Consider the following 21,081-nt stretch of genomic DNA (forward strand, 5'->3'; position numbering starts at 1 on the left):
CCCGGCGCGGGCCCGTCCGACATGGATCCGGCGGACGTGGATCCGGCGGACGTGGGCCGGGCAGATGTGTACCTGGCGGACGTGGACCCGGCCGAGGTCGAGCTGGCGTACCGGGGGTGGCTGCCGGCCTGGCGGATCTGGGCGTCGCGCGCACAGGCGGACGGCGAGCGACGGGCGCTGCACAATACGTTGCACGCTCTGGCCGCCCGGCTCGCGCAGGAAGGCGACGCGCTGGAGCTGGTGCTGGCCACGGGCCTGCTCACCTGGGCGCCGCCGGATGGTCCGCCCATCCGCGAGCATCTGCTGTCGACCCGGGTGCGCTGCGAGATCGACCCGGTCACCGCCGACATCCGGGTGCGGCTGCCGGCGGACGCGACGACCCGCCTCGCCGATGGCCACCTGCTCGACGGTGTCGCGTCGTTCCACCGGGAGCGCACGAACAACCTCCACGATCGGCTGCGGCACCGCGCCCCGGCACCGCTGGGCCCGGACGACACTCGACTGCTGCGCGAGTGGCTCACCCTGGCCGTGGACGTCCCCGCCGCCGGCTCGCGAGGCCGCGGCGGCGGGCCGCAGGTGACGTTCGCTCCGGCGCTGGTGCTGCGGGTGCGCGATTCGGCCGCGCTGCTGAGCTACTACGAGCGGATGCTGGACGCGTTGCGCGGTGACGGTCCGCCGCCGCTCGGACTCGCGCAGTTGGTGGCGACCCTGGACACGGACGAGCGGCTCGCGTGGCTCGCCGCGGAAGGCGCCACCGACGGCGCGGTGCTCGGCGCCGACCCGTTGCTGCCGCTGCCCACCAGCCCCGAGCAGGCCCTGGTGCTGGAACGGCTGCGCCATGACAACGGCGTCGTGGTGGAGGGACCACCCGGCACCGGTTAAGACCCACACGATCGCGAACCTGATCTGCGCGCTGCTCGCCGAGGGCCAGCGGGTCCTCGTCACCAGCCAGAAGGCGCAGGCCCTGCGGGTGCTGCGGGTGCTGCGGGCGAAGCTGCCCCCCGACCTGCGCGACCTGTGTGTCTCCCTGACCGACACCGCCGACGATGTCGAGGACACCGAGGACACCGAGGACACCGGCGCCGCGAGCGGAACCCGCGGCGATCACTTCGCCGATCCCGGCGATGTCGCCACCGGGATCGGCGCGCCAGAGCTGGCCCTGAGCGTGAGCGCGTTGGCCGCGCAGCGGGCCTCCTACCGACCCGAGGCCCTCGACCGTCGCATCGCACGGGCCACCGAACGCCGCAACCAGGCACTACGGGAGCGGGACGCGCTGGCCGCACGCGCCCGGGACGTGCGGGCGGCCGAGGGCACGATCCACCCCGACACAACGATCGCCGCGGGCTGGGGCGGAACCCGGGCGAGCGTCGCGGCCCGGGTCCGCGCCGCCCAAAGCGCACACGCCTGGCTGCCACTGCCCATCCCGACCCCGGCCGGCCGATCCGTCCTCGCCACCGCCGGACCGCCGCTGACCGACGACGAGGCCGTCGAGCTGCGCGGTCTGCTGCGCCGCTACCCCGTGGACGCGTCGAATCCCCCGCGTCCCACGGCTCATGTCGACGCGGACGAGTCGATCTGGCCGGTGCTGGCGGCCGACCGTTTCGCCACGTTGGTCGCCGCCGGCGCATCGGCCCGGAGAGCGGCCGCGACCGCACGGGAGAGCCTCACCCCGGCGGCCAGCGCCCTGCTCGCCGCCCTGATCGCGGCCTCCCCCGCGTCCGCCGACGAGTTGCGTTCCGCCGTGCGCGCCCTGCACCAGGCGCTGGATGAGGTGCACAGCCGCGCCGCCCGGGTGGCCGATCGGGCCTGGGTTCCGGCCGCCGTCCACGACGCGCTCACCGGTCACGACCGGCTGGTGTGGGCGAAGATCGACACAGCGGCGGAGCAGGTCGCCGACGCGGCCCGGCAACTGACCGAACTCGGCCTGCACGAGGTGCTGCTACCCACCGAGGCCACCAGCAGCGACGACGCCACCGCCAGCGAAGAGGTCACCGCCAACGACGACACCACCGGCGACGCGGTGGTGCGGATGTCCGCACCGGCGGTGTTGTTGGCGCGGGGTGAGGCGCTGCGGGCGCACTTCGACGACGGGGGCGGGCTGCGCCGACGGTTCAAGGGGAAGACCCAGCGGGCCGCCGAGACCCTGCTCGCGCAGGTGACCGTGGACGGACTCGCCCCGACCACCCCGGAACTGCTCGACCTGGTGTTGATCCGGCTGCGGGCGCAGCTCGCCCTGGACGCCGCCGGACGGGCCTGGGTGCTCGCCGGTCATCCGCCTCAGCCGGGTCTGCCCGTCGAGGTCGCGGTGTCCCGGCTGCTGGAACGGCACGAGGTGATCGAGGCGATCGGCACCCTGGTGACCGCCCGCGACCACCTGCTCGCGACGGCGGCGAACCACGGCGACGAGGCCACCCCGACAGCCCCGACGGCCCCGATCGTCAGCGCCGTCACCAGTGCCGAGACGATCGGCGAGCTTGCCGCGGCGCTCGCCGCCGAACAGCCGGCACGCGCCGCGGCCGCCGCCGAGGCGGAACTCGCCCAGGTGCGGGACGACCACGAGCGACTCGCCGCCCATCCGGCGGCACCCGCCCCGCTGGCCGCCGTGCTCGCGGCCACCCACGCCCGGGACAGCGCCGCCTACACCGCCGCCACCGAACGGCTCACGGCCCAGCTGGCTCAGGACCGGGCCACCGTCCGGCGCGACACGCTGCTCACCCGCCTCGACGCCGCCCATCCCGTCCTCGCCCAGCGGCTGCGCACCGGGCCGACCGACCCGCCCACCGGCGGGAAGGATCGCGGCCTCGAGCTGGACGACTTCGGTGCGGCCTGGTCCTGGGGGCTGGCCACCGGCTGGCTGGACGCCACCCGCGTCATCGACCACGCCGGCACCGAGCCGAACAGCGCCCAGCAGCCGCACAGCGCGGCGCCGGCCGACCTCGACGCCGATCTGGACGCGGCCGAGGACGTCCTGGCCGCCGCCACCGCGGAACTCGCCGGCGCCCGGGCCTGGCGGCACTGCCTGGAGCGCCTCGGCGCCGGGCAGTCCGCCGCCCTGCGTGCCTACAGCGAGGCGGTCGCCGCGGGCGGGACCCACGGCGGACGGCAGGCCGAGCGCTACCGACAGGCCGCCCGGGAGGCGATGGCGATCGCCCAGACGGCCGTCCCGGCCTGGGTGATGCCGATCCGCGAGGTGCTCTCGACCATCCCGCCGGTGCGTGACAGCTTCGACGTCGTCATCGTGGACGAGGGCAGCCAGGCGGGCCTGGACAGTCTGTTCCTGCTCTGGCTCGCCCCCCGGGTGATCGTCGTCGGTGACGACCGGCAGTGCACCCCGGCGGCGGTACCCGGGCGTGACCTCGACGACGTCCTCGACCGGCTCGACGCCCTGTTGCCGGACGTCCCGGCCTGGCTGCGGGTCGGGTTCAGCCCGCGGTCGAGCCTGTTCAGCCTGCTGCGCACCCGGTTCGGTGAGGTCGTGCGGCTCCGCGAGCACTTCCGGTGCATGCCGGAGATCATCGAATGGTCATCCGCGATGTTCTACCGGGAGGCGCCGCTGGTGCCGCTGCGCCAGTTCGGCGCCGATCGACTGCCACCGCTGGTCGCCCGGCACGTCCCGCACGGCTCCACCATCCCGACGTCCACCGGTCCGCGCAACCGGGCGGAGGCGGAGGCGCTGGTCGGGCAGGTGCTGCTCAGCGCGCAGGATCCCCGCAACGCCGGGCTGACCTTCGGCGTGGTGGTCATGGCGGGCCAGGCGCAGGCGACCCTGATCCGTGACCTGCTGGCCGAACGACTGTCCGCGGCCGAGCACCGGCGCCGCCGGCTGCGGGTCGGTACCCCCGCGGACTTCCAGGGCGACGAACGCCACGTCGTGTTCGTGTCGCTGGTCGTGGCCCCCTCGACCCCGCCGACACCCCTGACGACGCTGGAGCACCAGCGCCTGTTCAACGTCGCCGCCTCCCGCGCCCGCGACCAGGTCTGGCTGTTCCATTCGGTGACCCTCACCGACCTCGATCAGCACGACCTGCGCCACAGCTACCTGGCCCACGTCCTGTCCAGCACCCAGGCCGCGACCCGCACCCAGCTCACGGCGGCCACCCGGCCCGGCCGGGCCAGCGCGCCACCGGAGTCCCCGGACCCGCGGCTGGTACCCGAGGACCGTCCGCATCCGGCGTTCGGCTCGTTGCTCGCGCAGCGGGTGTACCGGCGGGTGGCCGGCCGCGGTTATCTGGTCGCCCCCCAGGTGGAGATCGGCGGGCTGCGCCTGGACCTGGTGGTCAGCGGTGGACGGTCCCGCTTCGCGATCGGCTGCGACGATGACGCCGGCGACGCCGACATCGCCCGGGGCTTCGACCGCGAGCGCGACCTGCGCCGGGTCGGTTGGCGGTTCTGGCGGGTGCGCCAGTCCGACTTCGAGCTCAACCCCGAGGCGGCCCTCGCCACCCTCTGGCCGCGCCTCGCCGCCGCCGGGATCACCCCCGCCCCCACCCCGGACGGCCCCGACCAGGACGGCGCGGTGCTCTCAGACGGGGGTGCCGTCGGTCATCTCGTCCGACTCGCGCGCGACCGCGAGCCCGCGGGTCAGTTCGCCGTCGGACAGTTCCCGCCGCCCTGAGCCCGCGCCGCCACCCGCGCTCGCGGTCGGCGGGTCCAGCGGTGTGGGCTCGAGGCGCGTGTGATCCGGCGACTCCGAGTCCACAGGCACGGCGTCATGGTGGTCGGGGTCGTCCTCGGTGGCACCGACGATGCGGGCGAAGGGCTGGCGGGCCAGCCGGGAACGGGCAGCCGGCGGTTCCAGGAAGTCGGCCCGGCGGATCCGACAGAAGGCCGTCTGTGGGCCCGGGCCGACGTGGCACACCCCGATCTGCGCGGCGGCCGACAGATAGGCCATGGCCTCGGACCGTTCCAGCCCGATCCGGCTGGTCAGGAACAGCATCGCCGAGCGGGCGGCCCGGCGGACCGCCTCGGACAGCTCGGCGTCGACACCCATCGTCACCCAGGCCGTCTCGGTCTCGACGAACGGTTCGCGCAGCGCCCCCAGCACCGCACCCGCCGCCCCCTCCCGCAGCGTGGACAACCGCAGGGTCGCCCGCAGCGGCCCCTCGAGCGCGGTCGCACCCAGCCGTCCTTCACTGAGCGCATAGTGCGGGTCGCCCACCGCGAACAGCCCGCCGGCCACCTGGACGGGTAGGTACAGGTGGCCACCGACGCCCAGATCGACGCAGTCCAGCGCGCCTCCGTGCAGTCCGACCGATGTGGACGCGATGACCTCGGTGGTACTGTCCACCGCGACCGCCATGACGCCGAGAAAGGGAGTCAGCGGGAAGCGGGTCCGGGTACCGCCGACGCTGGTCAGCGCACCGAACAGCCGCCCACGGCGGCGTTCGATCGCGCAGAGGGTGGTGACGGTGCCAAAGCGCTGCCAGTGCCGCGCGCTGGCGCTCGCCTCGGGCGGTGGCCCCTCCGGAAACTCCCCGGTGAACAGCCCCGCGCCATGGCGACTCGACACGATGCCGTACCGCGCCCGCGGATGCAGGGAGAGCACGTCGACGCGCAGCATGTCACCGGGTTCCGCGTCCCGGACGAACACCGGCCCGGTCACGATGTGCGGCGCGTCCACACCGTACTGGTGGGGCAGGCCGGACGCGGCGATCGCCCGCGCGTCCGCGAGCACCTCGGCGGGCACCACGCCGAGACCGGCGAGAAAGGACTCGGGGTCGCGACCCTGGTCGCCGAGGATGCCCTCCTGGCTGACCGTGTCGATGGTGACGGTGGCACCGGGATCGATGGACAGGACCGGTCGGGAGCGGGCGTTCGGCAGTTCACCCCAGGTGACGGTTTCGGGGGTGGAGGGCAGATAATGTCTACCCTCGATCTTGCCGCGGCCCGGTTGCAGCGCCACGGGCGGCTCTACCGGGTCCGGGACCGTCCGGGCGGGCTCCCACCGTGATGAGCCGCCTGGACCCACGCCCGCGCACCGTCCTGCCTCCCGGCAGGGGGTACGCAGGATGCACATCGACAGCGCAGGTTCACGCGCGTCAGATTTTCAGTGCAATGTGACAAAAAGGTCACATATATGTTGCGATCACCGTCATTCCGAGGTGCGGAAGGTGGATAGCCCGTGGATGCGGAACTTTTTAGCCCAAAGGGTCCGCATGTGCGGGATCTAGGGGAGTTCGACCTCATCCGGGCGATCACCGCTCGCTTCGGTCGCAGCCCTGACGTCCTCGTCGGGCCGGGCGACGACGCCGCCATGCTCGCCGCACCCGACGGCCGCGTCGTCGTCACCACCGACCTTCTCGTCGAGGGACGTCACTTCCGCCGGGACTGGTCCGGCGGCGCGGACGTCGGCCACAAGGCCGCCGCCCAGAACCTCGCCGACGTCGCCGCCATGGGTGCCCGTCCCACCGGCCTGTTCGTCGGCCTGGCCACCCCCGGCTCCACCGAACTCGACTGGGTCCTGTCGCTCGCGGACGGCCTGGCCGCCGAATGCGCCCGCGCGGGCACCACCGTCGCCGGCGGCGGTTCCCCGCGGCCCGCACCCGACGGGTTCAGGCCCATCCGCGCGGACGACGATTCCCTCACCGCCCGCGGCTGGGGCCACCTCCTCACCGCGCATCGCCGCCCCCGACCGCCCTACCACCTCGGCCCCGCCCTCGCGGCCCTCGGCGCACGCGCCATGTGCGACGTCTCCGACGGGCTCGTCCAGGACGTCGGGCACCTCGCCGCCGCGTCCGGCGTGCGCATCGACCTCACCACCGACGCCTTCCCGGTCGACGACGCCCTGCGCGACGCCGCCGACCACCTCGGCGTTGATCCCCTCGACTGGGTCCTCACCGGCGGCGAGGACCACGCCCTGGTGGCCTGCCTGCCCCCGCTTCCACCGAGCGTCGCGCTACCACCCGGCTGCGTGCGGATCGGCTCCGTCCAGTCCGACGGAACGGGCGTGACCGTCGACGGACGCACCCCGACCGGTGTGGGCGGCTGGACCCACTTCGGCCGATCCACCTCGAACCACCCCGACCGACCACACTCGCCCGAGTGAACCGACCCACCACCGCGTAACAGCGCCACCCCCACCCGCACCGACCACCGCGACCACCCCTGATCGCCCGCCTGACCGCACCCTGATCAGCATCCCGACCGGCCCCGACGACCAGCATTCCCTCGCCACGGGAATGTCCGGTGCCGACCACGGCCCGACCGGCCTCGAGTCGACTCCGGATGGCCGAGCCGGCCATCATCCCAGCCATTCCGAACGCCCGGTCAGGTTGGCGCTCAACCCATTCAGCCGTCGTTCTTTCGGCCCATCCAGCGGTACCGGCTCCGCACGTGAACGCCCACCCGTTGGAACGCGAACAAAGCGCATATCGGACGTCTCGTACACGCCGACGATGACTGGTCCGGGCCGACCCCGCACCGCACCGCACCGCAGGCGATGGAAAGTCACCTGTCGCGACGGCGGCGCCCATCCACCGGCTCACACCAGTCGGCGGCCACCACGGCAACGGTCGACGGCCACGACAAAGGCGACAACAACGGTCGACGGGAACGATCGATGGTCCGCAACGCCGATCAACGGCACCCCGTTCTGGCCGCCAGCCATGGGATCGCGTCTGTGACGCCGCCACAGGGCCTTCGTACCAGCACGCGACGGTGCGCGACCAAGTGCCCCGCGCGGGCCTCAGCCCCCGAAAAGGGGGTGTACGGCCACGGCGCCCAAGGCACTCGGGAGAGGAGAAGTGTAGGTGCCGACCCGCCAGGTCGCCTCACGGGCGTAGGCCGCTCGAAGCGGCGTTCATTGGGTCCGGGGGCCATGATGCGGGCCGGCACTGGCCAGTCTAACGGATGGTCGCGCCACCGTGTTCCCACCCGCATGACCTGGTCCGATGACCCGCGACCCGTCCGTCCCGCCTGGCCTGGAAACCGCCTGCCCCCGTTGCCCCGCCCGCCCCGTCCACCCGGGGGTCACCCGCCCCGCCTGTCGGACATCGCCGTGCGGATCCGAGCACTCGGACCGCCATGGGACATACCGGACAGGGATGCCTCCACAGGCCCGCGTGGAGCTCCACTCCGCCGCGGACGACCTGGACGCTCTCCATGGATCCGAGGCCGGCGTGGTCGGGTCGAAGCATGCTCGCCGGGCACGGTGATAGCCGGGACAGGCGAACCCGAATCGGGGATGGCGTCGCGTCTGACGACAAGCACACCGTCATGAGCGCGCCTGGTGGTTTCGCGATGACGCTTCGTGGACGACAAGGGCAGTCGAAGATCCGCGGGAGGCGAGGCCGTCGCCGCGGACCGCATCCCCGCCTCGGGACCCTCGCCGCCAGCTCCATGCGAACCAACCGCGCCGGAATCATCAGCCGACGTGGGAGACCCTCTCGTCTGACGTGGGAGACCCTCTCGTCGCGAGGGCGCACGGTCGCGGGTCGGGGTCGAAGCCGGTGCGATCGGGCCTTCACCCGGTGGGGGCGGGGTGACGGAAGCGGGCTTGTGGAAGCGAGGCACGGAAGCCGGGCCGAGAGGGACAGGAAAGGGACGAGATCAGGACGAGATGATGGCCGGATCGGGGCGGACACAGGGCAGGAACCGGGCGGTGTCGGGACGGCGCCGGGTGGGTACCGAGGGTCCGTGTGACCGGACCGGGCAGGTCCGGTCGTACCAGCTCTGGCCGCAGCGGGTAGCCTGAGCAGACGGTGACAGAAGGGCCTTTCGGAGGCCGTGAAGTGAGACCGTGGATAGAGGCGAATGGCCCCGTGACAGCACCGACGGTTCCTGCGTCCGGACCTGACTTCGGACCCAACGAATGGCTGGTCTTCGAGATCTACCAACAGTTTCTCGAAGATCCGGAGAGTGTCTCGCCGGAGTGGCGTGAGTTTCTCTCCGACTATCGCCCGACCATGCCGCCGACGACTCCCGGTGCCACCGGAGCGCCGGCCGACGTCGCGTCGAACGGGGCACCTTCGGGCGGTGAGTCAGCCCACGACACACCCGCCGCCGCGCCGGCACCCGTGAGCACCGCCGGCCCAGCCGCGGCGCCGGCACCCCCGGCCCCCTCGGCCGCCAGCGCGGCTCCGGCCGTCAGCGCGGCCAGAGCGCCGACAGCGCCCGCGGCCACCGCACCACGCTCGGAGCCGGCGCCCGCCGCGCGGGCCAAGCCCGCGACGAAGCCGGCCGCACCGGCCGCGACCGCGACCGCGAAGCCAGCGTCGTCGTCGGGGTCGGTCAGCACCCCGCTCAAGGGGGCTGCGGCCCGCGTCGTCACCAACATGGAGACGTCGCTGCACGTCCCGACCGCCACGTCGGTCCGGGCGTTCCCGGCGAAGCTGCTCGCGGACAACCGGATCGTGATCAACCGGCACCTGGCCCGCTCGAGCGGTGGCAAGGTGTCGTTCACCCACCTCATCGGCTATGCGATGGTGCGGGCGCTGGCTGACCATCCGGCGATGAACGCGTCGTACGCGGAGGTCGACGGCAAGCCCACGCACGTCCAGCCGGAGCATGTGGGGCTTGGCCTCGCGATCGACCTGGCCACCCCGAAGGGGCGCCAGCTCGTCGTCGCGGCGGTGAAGAACAGCGAGACCATGGACTTCCGCGACTTCTGGGTCGCGTATGAGGACCTGGTCCGCCGGGCCCGGGCGAACAAGCTGACGATGGACGACTTCACCGGCGTCACGATCAGCCTGACCAACCCGGGTGGCATCGGAACCGCGCACTCGGTGCCGCGGCTGATGCAGGGGCAGGGCACGATCATCGGCGTGGGTGCCATGGAGTACCCGGCCGAGTTCTCCGGGGCGTCCTCGACGACCCTGGCCCGGCTCGCGATCTCCAAGACGATCACGCTGACCAGCACGTACGACCACCGGATCATCCAGGGCGCGCAGTCGGGTGAGTACCTGCGCCGGATGCACCAGCTGCTGCTCGGCCAGGACGGCTTCTACGACGAGGTCTTCCGCTCGCTGCGGGTCCCGTACGAGCCGGTGCGCTGGGTGCCGGACAAGGCGGTGGTGCACGAGGGCGACCTCGACCACAACGCGCGGGTGCTGGAGCTGATCCACGCCTACCGGGTCCGTGGGCACCTGATGGCCGACACGAACCCGCTCGAGTTCGCCATCCGCAGCCACCCCGACCTGGACATCATCAGCCACGGGCTGACGCTGTGGGACCTCGACCGGGAGTTCGCCGTCGGCGGTTTCGCCGGGCAGCGCACCATGTCGCTGCGCGACGTCATGGGGGTGCTGCGCGACTCGTACTGCCGCCGTGTCGGCATCGAGTACATGCACATCCAGGAGCCGGACGAGCGGGCCTGGATCCAGGCGCGGGTGGAACGCTCCGCCGAACGTCCCGACCCGGCCGAACAGCTCTACGTGCTCGAGCGGCTCGGTGCCGCGGAGGCGTTCGAGTCGTTCCTGCAGACGAAGTACGTCGGCCAGCGGCGGTTCTCCCTCGAGGGCGCCGAGTCGACCATCCCCACCCTCGACGAGGTGCTCGACCGGGCCGCCGACGCCGAGATGGACGAGGTCGTCATCGGCATGGCCCACCGTGGCCGGCTCAACGTGCTCGCGAACATCGTCGGCAAGTCCTACCGGCAGATCTTCGACGAGTTCGAGGGCTACCTCGACCCGCAGACCGCGCACGGCTCCGGTGACGTGAAGTACCACCTGGGTGCCGAGGGCGTCTACCGGGCCCGTTCGGAGCGCACGGTGAACGTCTCCGTGGTGGCGAACCCGTCCCACCTGGAGGCCGTCGACCCGGTCACCGAGGGTGTCGTCCGCGCCAAGCAGGACATCCTCGACAAGGGTGTCGCCGGCTTCACCGTGCTGCCCGTGCTGGTGCACGGCGACGCCGCGTTCGCCGGGCAGGGCGTCGTCGCCGAGACGCTGAACCTCTCCCAGCTGCGCGGCTACCGCACCGGCGGCACCATCCACCTGGTCATCAACAACCAGGTCGGGTTCACCACCTCGCCCGAGTCGAGCCGCTCGTCGGTGTACGCCACCGACGTCGCCCGGATGGTGCAGGCGCCGATCTTCCACGTCAACGGGGACGACCCGGAGGCGTGTGTGCGGGTCGCGGCGCTGGCGTTCGAGTACCGCCAGGCGTTCCACAAGGACGTCGTGATCGACCTGGTCTGCTACCGGCGGCGCGGCCACAACGAGATGGACGAGCCGTCGTTCACCCAGCCGCTGATGTACGACACGATCGCCAGCAAGCGTTCGGTGCGCAAGCTCTACACCGAGGCGCTGATCGGCCGCGGGGACATCACCCGCGATGAGGCCGAGGAGGCGATGAAGTCCTACCGGGCGGAACTGGAGAAGGCGTTCGCGCAGACCCGGGACACCACCCCGTCGGAGAACGCGCCGCAGCCGCGGATCGTCACCACTCCGGAGGAGGCCGCCGCGGCCGCCGCCGTGAGCACCGCGGTGCCGCTCGAGGCCGTCAAGCGGATCATCGAAACGCAGATCACGCTGCCGGACGGCTTCACCGTGCATCCCCGGCTGCGCCCGCAGATCGAACGGCGCGCGCAGATGGTGGAGACCGGTGCGATCGACTGGGCGCTCGCCGAGACGCTCGCCTTCGGCACCCTGCTGCTGGACGGCCGCTCGGTGCGCCTCACCGGGCAGGACAGCCGGCGCGGCACCTTCGGTCAGCGCCACGCCGTCCTCGTCGACCGCAACAGCGCCGAGGACCACACCCCGCTGCGCACCCTGCGTCACGGCATGAACGGCACCGAGAACCGTGAGGGTGTCGGCACCTTCTACGTCTACGACTCGCTGCTCAGCGAGTTCGCGGCGATGGGCTTCGAGTACGGCTACGCGGTGGTCCGCTCGGACATGCTGGTGCTGTGGGAGGCGCAGTTCGGCGACTTCGCCAACGGCGCCCAGTCGATCATCGACGAGTTCATCACCGCCGGTGAAGCCAAGTGGGGGCAGCGGTCCTCGCTGGTCCTGCTCCTCCCGCACGGCTACGAGGGCCAGGGGCCGGACCACTCCTCGGCCCGCATCGAACGGTTCCTGTCGCTGTGCGCGGACGGCAACATGACCGTGTCGGCCCCGTCGTCGCCGGCCAGCTACTTCCATCTGCTGCGCCGCCAGACACTGTCGCCGGTGCGCCGTCCCATGGTCGTCTTCACCCCGAAGTCGATGCTGCGGGCCAAGGCCGCCACGTCCACCGTCGAGGACCTCACCGGCGGCAGCTGGCAGCCGGTGATCGACGACCCGACGGTCACCGACCCGACGACGGTGCGTCGGGTTCTGCTCACCGCGGGCAAGGTCTTCTACGACCTGGCCGGGGCGCGGAACAAGCACAGTGACCCCCAGCGGTTCGCCCTGCTGCGCGTCGAACAGCTCTATCCGACCCCCGGTCCGGAGCTGGCCGCCGTGCTCGAGCGCTACCCGAACGTCACCGATGTCGTCTGGGTACAGGAGGAGCCGGCGAACCAGGGCGCCTACCCGCACATGGCGCTCAACCTCGCCGAGTCGCTGCCCCGCAACATCCGGTTGCGTCGGGTCTCCCGGCGGGCCGCGGCCGCCCCCGCGTCCGGCTCGTCCCGGGTGCACGAACGCGAGCAGCAGGCTCTCGTCGAAGCCGCCCTCGACGACTGACCCACCGCACACCCGCACGGCACGCACGGCACGCACGGCCAGACGGTCGCCGTCCGCTCTCCCCCGGGAGTGGACGGCGACCGCTCGGCTCTGTGCCCACTGCCTCCAGCCCGATGGCCACGGTCTGCTCGGACGGTCACCGTCCAGCCTGCTGGTGGTCGTCTCCTCGATGGCCGTAGCCTGGTCGGATGGTCAGTAGCCTGGTCGGATGGTCAACCGCGTGGCGGGCCAACCGGATGGGAGCACGGATGTACTTCACCGATCGCGGTCTTGAGGAACTGGTCGACCGCCGCGGCGAGGAGACCGTCACCTACGAGGGTCTCGCCGACGCGATGCGGGCGTTCGTCGACGTCCACCCGCAGTTCGAGGAGGCGGTGGAGCGCCTGGCCACCTGGCTCGCCCGCCCCGACGACGACGCCGACCTCTGACCGCGAACCGACCTCTGACCGCGAGCCGAGCCCTGACCGCGAGCCAGCCCGTGACCGGGGACCTCTCCCGGTCCCGTCAGGGAGTCAGGACGAGTTTGCCGAACACGTCGCCGGCGGCCAGCCGGGCGAAGGCATCCCGGGCCCGGGCCAGCGGCCAGACCTGTTGGACGGGCGGACGGATACCGGTGCGCACCAGCAGCGCCAGCAGATCGACCAGCTCGTCGCGGCTGCCCATCGTGGAGCCGACCACCGACAACTGCTGGAAGAACACCCGGTTGAGTTCGGCCGGCGGGTTCGGCCCGCTGGTCGCCCCGGAGACGACGATCCGCCCGCCGGGACGCAGCGCACGCAGCGAATGCCCCCAGGTGGCCGCGCCGACGGTCTCGAGCACCGCGTCCACGCGGCGCGGCAGCCGCGCCCCGGACTCGAACACCGCGTCCGCACCGAGCGCCGCCGCCCGCGCCCGCTTCCCGGCGTCCCGTGAGGTGACGAGAACGGTGTGCCCCACGGCCTTGGCGATGAGGACCGCCGCCGTCGACACACCGCCGCCCGCGCCCTGCACCAGCAGCGTTCCACCGCCCTCGGCCGGCAGCCCCGCCCGCGACACCACCATCCGGTACGCGGTGAGCCACGCCGTCGGCAGGCACGCCGCCTCCTCGAAGGACAGCTCCGGCGGTTTGGGCACCAGGTTGCGCCGCGGCACCGCGACCGCTTCGGCGAGCGTGCCAGGATGCAGCTCGGACAGCAGCGTCCGCCGCGGGTCAAGCGTCTCGTCCCCACCGCCCGCCGCCGGATCACCGATCACCGCGTGGACGACGACGTCCTCCCCCTCGGGGGTCACGCCGGCGGCATCACAGCCAAGAATCATCGGAAGCCGGTCGGCCGCAAGCCCCACCCCACGAAGGCTGAAAAGATCGTGATGGTTCAGCGAAGCCGCGCGCACCCGCACGCTCACCCAGTCCGCCGGCGGATCCCCCGGATCCGGCTGTTGCCCCACGGACAACGCCGCGAGCGGATCCTCGGGGTCGAGCCGAACTGCGGCGGCGGCAAGCACATCCAGAATCTACGACCGCCACGTCCCCCGCGCGAGCTTCTCCCCCTGGACGCGGGCGAGCCTCTCCCCTTGGACGCGGGCGGGCTCGTCGGGTCGGACGGGGGCGAACCATCCCCCGTGGATGCGCGCGAACCGTCCACATCGGACGCGCCGCCGAACATGGACAATCCGCCCCGGCGCACGCACCTGACCCGCCGGTGTGTTGAACTCATCGCCGTGCCCACGACCAACGCCGACCCCGCGCACCATCCGGCGGTCAGCCCGTGGTGACCCGCAGCGATGACCCGCGTCCCTCCACCGCGGAGTCCACCCCACTCGCCGACCTCGGTACCGGTCCCGTCGGCGACCCTGACGCCAGCCCCGCCGGCGAAGGTGACCTGGCCGGCGCCGGCCGCGGGCGGCGTGGCGGACGGCGCCGACTGGGCTGGCGGCGGCATCGGGTGGCACCCGCTCCGGAGGCGCCGGTCACGGTCATGGTCGACGGGACCGCGGTCATCACCGTGGCGGCGGCCGACTTCGTCTGCTGCTCCTACCAGGGATGCGGCACGCTGCGCCCACTCGCCGAGGCGGTCGAGCACCGTCCCTGCCCCGGTTGCGGCCGGGTCTGACCATCCGCCGCACATCCCGCTCATCGCCGCCCCCGCCGCGGATCCGACGGGATGTCCCGGGACCGCGAACGTCCCGGGACCGTGGACGGGCCCGGGACGGCGGACGGCCGCGGGAGCTGGGGCGGATACCCGGCAGGTCCCACGGCCGTCGGATGCCCTGTCGCCCCTTTCGGGGTGACCTGGCTGAAGAGCGGAAAAGAAGGGGATCGGGGAGAAACGGAAGGGACTAGCGGCGGGCGACGCCGTCCGCGCGAGCGGCTGCGGCCACGGCTGCGGCCACGGCCGGACCCACCCGGGCGTCGAACACGCTCGGGATGATGTGGTCCTCGCTCAGCTCGCCGTCGATCACGGCGGCGAGCGCGTCGGCGGCGGCGAGCTTCATGCCCTCCGTGACCCGGCTGGCCCGCACGTCCAACGCGCCCCGGAAGATACCGGGGAAGGCGAGCACGTTGTTGATCTGGTTCGGGTAGTCGCTACGGCCGGTCGCGACGATCCGGGCGTACTTGTGGGCGAGCTCCGGGTCGATCTCCGGGTCCGGGTTCGCCATCGCGAAGATGATCGCCTCGGGGGCCATGGTGGCGACGGCCGATTCGGGCACCTTGCCGGAGGACAGGCCGAGGAACACGTCGGCGCCGCCCAGCGCGTCGTTGATCGAGCCGGTCAGGCCGGCGCGGTTGGTCTCGGCCGCGAGCGCCGCCTTGACCGAGGTGAGGTTGTCCCGACCCGGATAGATGATCCCGCGGCTGTCACCGACGGCGATGTCGCCGATGCCGGCGGCCAGCAGGATGCGGGTGACGGCGACACCGGCCGCGCCCGCACCGGACACCACGGCACGCAGGTCGCCGAGGGTGCGCCCGGTCAGCTTCGCGGCGTTCTCCAGGGCGGCGAGGGCCACGATGGCGGTGCCGTGCTGGTCGTCGTGGAAGACGGGGATGTCGACGCGCTCCTGCAACAGCCGCTCGATGGCGAAGCAGCGGGGCGCGGAGATGTCCTCGAGGTTGATGCCGCCGAAGCTGGGGGCCAGCCGCGCCACGGTGTCGACGATCTGCTCGACGTCGGTGCAGTCCAGCGCGATCGGCACGGCGTCAACCCCACCGAACTGCTTGAACAGCGCCGCCTTGCCCTCCATCACCGGCAGGGACGCGGCCGGGCCGATGTCACCGAGACCGAGCACGGCGGTGCCGTCGGTCACCACGGCGACGGTGTTGGCCCGCCAGGTGTACTCATCCGCGAGGGCGGGAGTCTCGGCGATCGCGGTGCAGACCCGCGCCACGCCGGGGGTGTAGGCGAGTGAGAGGTCCTCGCGGTTGTCCAACGGCACGGTGAGGGCGATCCCGATCTTTCCGCCGCGATGCAGCGCGAAGGCGGGGTCGTCGTCGGACGGCCGGGGGCTGACCGCGGCGAGATCCGCCGGGGCGCTGGTGGGAAGAGTCGAGTGGTCAGTGGTTGCGGTCACGGAGGCTGCTCCTCGGACAAGCCGGCGGTGGACCCGCTGGGGCGGTCGTGGTCCCTTTACCGGGGCCGCGGCTACAGGTCGCCCGCCCTGGCTGCGTGCGTCGTCCACGCAGAAGGCGAGCCTGAGTCGTCCCACCTCATGATGTGAGACAGGACAGGGACCGGGGGGTGGCCCGGGGGTAGGTCCAATATGACACGCGGACCGTCGCCGTACGCGTGGACGCATCGCTGGGCAGGCTGCCAACGAGGCCGTGGCGAGGGTGTTCGGACCGGTGCCGACGCAGCGGGCGTCGATACACACGCTGTCGACGCTGGCGGGGCTTTCGACCCGGGGTGGACGGCCAGCAGACGCACATCGCAAGACACCCGACGCACATCGGCGAGGCACGGCGCTCCCATGTCTCCCACCCGAGGCAACGGTGGCGCGGCCGGAAACCATCCGGGAGACCCGGATGCCAGCCAGGTCAACGCCGCCCGAAGCCAGGAATCATTAGTGCATATCGATGCCCTTCTGCATAGCTAGAGGATAGCTGTCGGGGTCTCCGGAAGCCCGTGATCGCCGCTCGCCGAACGCTCATCGGTGGGCCCGCGGATCAGCCCGCGGACTGATCCGCGGGTCACCGATCCGACCATCCACCCCGACATTCACGCAGATCAGCGACATGATCGCGGGATCGGGGCGGGCGGGACTCCGGTGCGGACCCCGGTGGCCGCGCGCCGCGAGGTCTTCACCACGGCGCAAAGAACAATCGACCAGCCGGAATCCGGATGTTCGCGTGCGCGATGCCCGGGCCGCCCACCCGTTCCAGCCGGGCGGCCCGAAGTCCCAGCCCAGAGCGTGGGTGACGACACCGGACGAAACCGGGACAGCCGGCCATGACGCGGCCGCGACCGGGCGATGACCGCGCCGTGGCGCGTAGCCGGGCCGATGCCGGTCCCACACCTACGAGCACCGACGTCCGCCGGGACGACGCGGACCGGGCCGGGCACGACACGCAGCGTCGCGGCCGGCGCCGGCATCCCACCGGCCGAGCCAGCTGTGCGCAAGCGCCACACCTGGCCGCCAACGCGTCCGGGCGGTGCGGTGCGGCCTGCGGGGACACCTCCGAGCGAACCGGTACCGTCCCAGTGGTGGAGATCAGCGAACTATCGGTCCCCGACGCCTGGGTGTTCACCCCGCGTCAGCACTCCGACAGCCGCGGGACCTTCCTGGAGTGGTTCCGCTCCGATGCGCTGACCGAGGCGATCGGGCATCCGCTGGCGCTGTCGCAGGCCAACCACAGCGTCAGCCGCAGCGGGACGTTGCGTGGCGTGCACTACGCACAGGTACCACCGGGTCAGGCGAAGTACGTGACCTGTATGCGCGGCCAGGTACTCGACTGCGTCGTGGACATCCGCACCGGTTCGCCGACCTTCGGTGCTTTCGACGCCGTCCTGCTCGACGATGTGGACCGCCGTGGGCTGTACGTCGCCGAGGGACTGGGGCATGCGTTCATAGCCCTCACCGACGACGCGGCGATCAGCTATCTGTGTTCGGCGCCGTACACCCCGGGCCGGGAGCATGGCGTTCATCCCCTCGACCCGGATCTCGACCTCCCCTGGCCAGCCGAGATCACACCCCTGCTCTCGGAGAAGGACGCCGCGGCGCCCACGCTGCGCGAGGCCGAGGCCGCGGGCCTGCTGCCGACCTACGCCGAGTGCCAGGAGTTCTACGCCCTGCTGCGGTCCGGCCACGCACTCGGCCCGGCCAGCGCGTCGGCGGGCACCGGGGCCGGAGCCTCGGGTGCGGGCGCCACGGCGGGCGCGGGTGCCGGCGGCGCTCGTTGATCCGGGCGGCGCGGCCGGCGGACGTCCCCGCCATCCTGGCGCTGGTGCGCGCCCTCGCAGCCTACGAACGGGAGCCGGACGCGGTCGCGATGACCGTGGACGACCTGCACCAGGCCCTGTTCGGCCCCACCCCGAGCGCCTCCTGCCTGGTCGCCACGGCGGACATCACCGCGGACACCACGGCGGGCGGTCCGTCCGCGCCGGTGGTGGGGTTCGCGATCTGGCATCAGACGTTCTCCACCTGGACCGGGCAGGCCGGCATGTACCTGGTGGACCTGTTCGTGCGGCCGGAGCACCGACGCGGCGGCCACGGCCGTGGCCTGCTCGCGGCGCTCGCCGAGATCTGCGTGCGACGGGGGCTGCGGCGCCTGGAGTGGGCCGTGCTCGACTGGAACACCCCGGCGCAGGAGTTCTACCGCTCGCTGGCCGCCGGCCCGATGAACGGCTGGACGACGTGGCGTCTCGACGGCGACGCCCTGCGCGCCCTGGCCATCCCCACCTGATCCGTCCGTTCACGGGCGGATGCGACCCTCCCCGTTCGGGCCCCCCCGGGTTGGGGTGGACGAACCTTTCGATCACCCGACCTGCGGCACCCCCCGACGGCTGGGTACGGTGGAGGCGATGGCCAACGCTGGCCGCCGACGCGGGTACCCGGTACGGACATGAGGGACATCACGACCGTCCGGGTGGCGCTTTACCGCGTCGGTTGGCGGGAAGACCATCACCCGCACCATGACTGATCACCCGGCTTCGGCCACCGCGAGGACAGCACTCCTCGCTCTACGCAGGCTCTTTGGGGGTAGGAACGTGGATCCGACGCCTTCGTCCGGCGGCGCGGAGATCTCCGACACCATCGACGGCCCCACCGCCCACTCCGGCGGCCTGCGCGACGTCGTCGCGCTGACGCTGCCCGCGGCCAGCGCATATCTGACGGTGCTTCGCACGGCGACGGCGTCCCTCGCGGCCCGGCTCGACTTCACCCTCGACGACATCGAGGACCTGCGGATCGCCGTCGACGAGGCGTGCGCGCTGCTTCTCGTCTCGGCGGTGCCAGGCTCGTCGCTGGACTGCACGTTCACGCTGTCGCCGGGTGTCATGCACGTGCTGGTCACGGTCGAGAGCCTCGACCGTGAGCCGCCATCGGAGGACACCTTTGCCTGGACGGTGCTCAAGGCCCTCGCCGGCGACGTCGAGACCTTCACCGGTCCCGGCTCGAAGGTGAGCATCACGCTGCAGAAGCGTCAAGGGGTCCGGGCTGATCTCGGTGAGCCGCCCGCCGGGCACGTCCGCGGTTCCGGTGCGGCCAATGCGACTCCACTGGGTGACGCGGTAGGCACGCCATGACATCAACCGGGAGAACTCCCACTCCACCCCGGACGGCACCCAACCAGGCCGGGCCCGCCGACCCGGTCGCCTCACTCAGCCAGCGGGCGGGCACCGTCGACGAGCATCCCGACACTCCCCTGCGCGCCGGACTGCCCACCGCCGCCACCAGCGGCCACGGCGGTACCAGCCATGACAGTGCCAGCCACAGCGGTGCCGGCCATGACAGTGGCACCGCTGTGGGCGCCGCCGCCCAGGCCGCGGGCCCCGACAGCGCGCTCGGGCGCCCAGCCACCATCGGTGGTCAGGCCAGCGGCAGCGGCACGACCACCGGCGCCCCGACCAGCGGCGTCCCGACCAGCGGCGGCGCTACCGACGCCGCCGTCACCGACAGCGACCCGTCGGCCGGCGCCAACGCCGACAGCACCGGCGGTGCGGCGCCGAGTGAGACCGCGAGCCCCCCCACCACCGGCACCGAGCGGACCCACTCGCCCGACCGTGCGCTCGCCCGGGCGCTGTTCGTCCGGCTCGCCTCACTGCCCGAGGGCGACGCCGAGCGGGCCGCTCTGCGCGACCAGCTCGTGCGGATGCACCTGCCACTGGTCGAGTACCTCGCCCGCCGGTTCCGTAACCGCGGTGAGCCGCTCGACGACCTCGTCCAGGTCGCCACCATCGGTCTGATCAAGTCGGTGGACCGGTTCGACCCGGAGCGCGGCGTGGAGTTCTCCACCTACGCCACACCCACGATCGTCGGCGAGATCAAGCGGCACTTCCGGGACAAGGGCTGGGCGATCCGCGTGCCCCGCCGGCTGCAGGAACTCAAGCTCTCGCTGACCAAGGCCACCTCGGAGCTGTCGCAGACCCTCGGCCGCTCACCGACGGTGAGCGAGATCGCGCGGCATCTGCAGATGACCGAGGAAGAGGTGCTCGAGGGTCTGGAGTCGGCCAACGCCTACTCCGCGGTCTCCCTCGACGCGCCGGACTCCGGCGACGACGAGGCGCCCGCCGTGGCGGACACCCTCGGTGTCCAGGACGAGTCGCTCGAGGGGGTCGAGTACCGCGAGTCCCTCAAGCCGCTGCTGGAGAAGCTCCCACCCCGGGAGAAACGGATCCTGCTGCTGCGGTTCTTCGGCAACATGACCCAGTCGCAGATCGCCACCGAGCTCGGCATCTCCCAGATGCACGTCTCCCGGCTGCTCGCCCGCACCCTGGCCCAGCTACGCCGCGGCCTGCTCGAGGACAGCTGAGTCACCGCCCGAATCCCGAGCCCAAGCAGCTTCCGGCCGCGTTCACGGGCGCCGCTGCCCGGGTCGCGGCGGAAGGTCATCCGCCCGCGGCGGGGTGCCGCTGGGGTCATCCTGCTCGGACGGCCCGAACCCGGCCGCGGCGAGCAACGCGACCACGATCACCAGCGGAACGACGATCAGCGCCACACCACAGGTGTATTCGCCGGCCTGGATGAGACCCCAGCCGACCGGCAGGCACAGCAGCTGCACGACGAGGGTCGGGGAGCGAAACGACCCGCTGCGGCGCAGCACTCCGATGGCCAGCGCGGCGACCCCGGCGCCGCCGAGCAGCGCCAGCAGGCCGCCCATCTCCGCCCGGGTGACATCGTCGATACCCGACCCGAACCCCCGCAGGACCTGCAGCACGCCCAGCGCCAGCAGCGTGAGCGCCTCCAGGGCGAGCAGCGGACTCGCGATTCGTGCCGGCACCGGAGCGCTCCGTGCCGCCGCGCGCAGTCCACCCAGATGACCCCGGGCGGGACGCCGCTGCCCGTC

13 protein-coding genes and 1 pseudogene are annotated in these 21,081 nt (G+C 72.5%); 10 read left to right on the top strand and 4 right to left on the bottom strand.

All coding sequences use genetic code 11. The annotated features are described in order from the left end of the window. Both G6R24_RS21765 and G6R24_RS00425 read left to right on the top strand, forming a co-directional pair. A pseudogene (locus G6R24_RS21765) lies at positions 1-882 on the top strand (AAA domain-containing protein); the annotation flags it as partial. Continuing rightward, positions 839-4,615: an AAA domain-containing protein gene (locus tag G6R24_RS00425; protein ID WP_225437911.1), complete on the top strand. Its 3,777-nt coding sequence runs from the start codon at positions 839-841 to the stop codon at positions 4,613-4,615. The pseudogene G6R24_RS21765 and the gene G6R24_RS00425, both read left to right, overlap by 44 nt. Here the strand turns inward: G6R24_RS00425 and G6R24_RS00430 are convergent. After that, entirely contained in the window at positions 4,523-5,902 is a 1,380-nt protein-coding gene (locus tag G6R24_RS00430; protein WP_163547117.1) for an acetamidase/formamidase family protein, read from the bottom strand. The two genes, G6R24_RS00425 and G6R24_RS00430, sit on opposite strands and share 93 nt — an antisense overlap. A 255-nt stretch (positions 5,903-6,157) precedes the next feature. Here G6R24_RS00430 and G6R24_RS00435 point away from each other — a divergent pair, with 255 nt between their 5' ends. The 3 genes from G6R24_RS00435 (at position 6,158) to G6R24_RS00445 (ending at position 13,033) form a co-directional block, all read left to right on the top strand. Then, positions 6,158-7,045, top strand: a complete 888-nt coding sequence (locus G6R24_RS00435; protein WP_225437913.1) for a thiamine-phosphate kinase — start codon at positions 6,158-6,160, stop codon at positions 7,043-7,045. 1,714 nt (positions 7,046-8,759) lie between these two features. Further along, positions 8,760-12,605 (top strand): multifunctional oxoglutarate decarboxylase/oxoglutarate dehydrogenase thiamine pyrophosphate-binding subunit/dihydrolipoyllysine-residue succinyltransferase subunit, encoded by a 3,846-nt coding sequence (locus G6R24_RS00440; RefSeq protein ID WP_163547121.1) that lies wholly within the window; start codon positions 8,760-8,762, stop codon positions 12,603-12,605. A 188-nt stretch (positions 12,606-12,793) separates the two neighbouring features. Next, on the top strand, positions 12,794-13,033 hold the full coding sequence (locus G6R24_RS00445; protein ID WP_476695801.1) for a DUF6104 family protein: 240 nt from the start codon (positions 12,794-12,796) through the stop codon (positions 13,031-13,033). A gap of 76 nt (positions 13,034-13,109) precedes the next feature. On the opposite strand, the gene G6R24_RS00450 is transcribed toward G6R24_RS00445, so the two are convergent. Further along, entirely contained in the window at positions 13,110-14,087 is a 978-nt protein-coding gene (locus G6R24_RS00450; protein ID WP_163547125.1) for a zinc-binding dehydrogenase, read from the bottom strand. 266 nt (positions 14,088-14,353) lie between these two features. On the opposite strand from G6R24_RS00450, the gene G6R24_RS00455 reads away from it, so the two are divergent. Next, positions 14,354-14,695, top strand: a complete 342-nt coding sequence (locus G6R24_RS00455) for a hypothetical protein (RefSeq protein WP_225437915.1) — start codon at positions 14,354-14,356, stop codon at positions 14,693-14,695. Between the two features lie 226 nt (positions 14,696-14,921). Here G6R24_RS00455 and G6R24_RS00460 read toward each other — a convergent pair whose 3' ends face one another. Continuing rightward, positions 14,922-16,151, bottom strand: coding sequence for a malic enzyme-like NAD(P)-binding protein (locus tag G6R24_RS00460; RefSeq protein ID WP_163547127.1), 1,230 nt, complete (start codon positions 16,149-16,151; stop codon positions 14,922-14,924). A gap of 1,130 nt (positions 16,152-17,281) precedes the next feature. Between G6R24_RS00460 and G6R24_RS00465 the strand changes: the two genes are divergently transcribed. From G6R24_RS00465 to G6R24_RS00480, 4 genes are all read left to right on the top strand, one after another. Next, positions 17,282-17,977 (top strand): dTDP-4-dehydrorhamnose 3,5-epimerase family protein, encoded by a 696-nt coding sequence (locus tag G6R24_RS00465; protein ID WP_163547197.1) that lies wholly within the window; start codon positions 17,282-17,284, stop codon positions 17,975-17,977. After that, the gene (locus G6R24_RS00470) at positions 17,974-18,480 is read left to right on the top strand and encodes a GNAT family N-acetyltransferase (RefSeq protein ID WP_163547128.1); all 507 of its coding nucleotides are present in this window, start codon (positions 17,974-17,976) and stop codon (positions 18,478-18,480) included. Before G6R24_RS00465 ends, G6R24_RS00470 begins: the two co-directional genes overlap by 4 nt. A 304-nt stretch (positions 18,481-18,784) precedes the next feature. Further along, positions 18,785-19,321, top strand: a complete 537-nt coding sequence (locus G6R24_RS00475) for an ATP-binding protein (RefSeq protein ID WP_163547130.1) — start codon at positions 18,785-18,787, stop codon at positions 19,319-19,321. Continuing rightward, the gene (locus tag G6R24_RS00480; protein ID WP_163547132.1) at positions 19,318-20,547 is read left to right on the top strand and encodes an RNA polymerase sigma factor SigF; all 1,230 of its coding nucleotides are present in this window, start codon (positions 19,318-19,320) and stop codon (positions 20,545-20,547) included. The genes G6R24_RS00475 and G6R24_RS00480 overlap by 4 nt, the downstream gene beginning before the upstream one ends. 42 nt (positions 20,548-20,589) lie before the next feature. Here G6R24_RS00480 and G6R24_RS00485 read toward each other — a convergent pair whose 3' ends face one another. Continuing rightward, positions 20,590-21,015, bottom strand: a complete 426-nt coding sequence (locus tag G6R24_RS00485) for a hypothetical protein (protein ID WP_225437917.1) — start codon at positions 21,013-21,015, stop codon at positions 20,590-20,592. Between the last annotated feature and the right edge of the window lie 66 nt (positions 21,016-21,081).

It is taken from the genome of Candidatus Frankia nodulisporulans (assembly GCF_902806475.1).
In the GTDB taxonomy this organism is placed as follows: domain Bacteria; phylum Actinomycetota; class Actinomycetes; order Frankiales; family Frankiaceae; genus Frankia; species Frankia umida.

Coding starts and splice junctions, on each gene's coding strand:
- G6R24_RS00425 (WP_225437911.1), top strand. CDS start 839: ATGACAACGGCGTCGTGGTGGAGGGACCACCCGGCACCGGTTAAGACC.
- G6R24_RS00445 (WP_476695801.1), top strand. CDS start 12,794: ATGGTCAGTAGCCTGGTCGGATGGTCAACCGCGTGGCGGGCCAACCGG.
- G6R24_RS00480 (WP_163547132.1), top strand. CDS start 19,318: ATGACATCAACCGGGAGAACTCCCACTCCACCCCGGACGGCACCCAAC.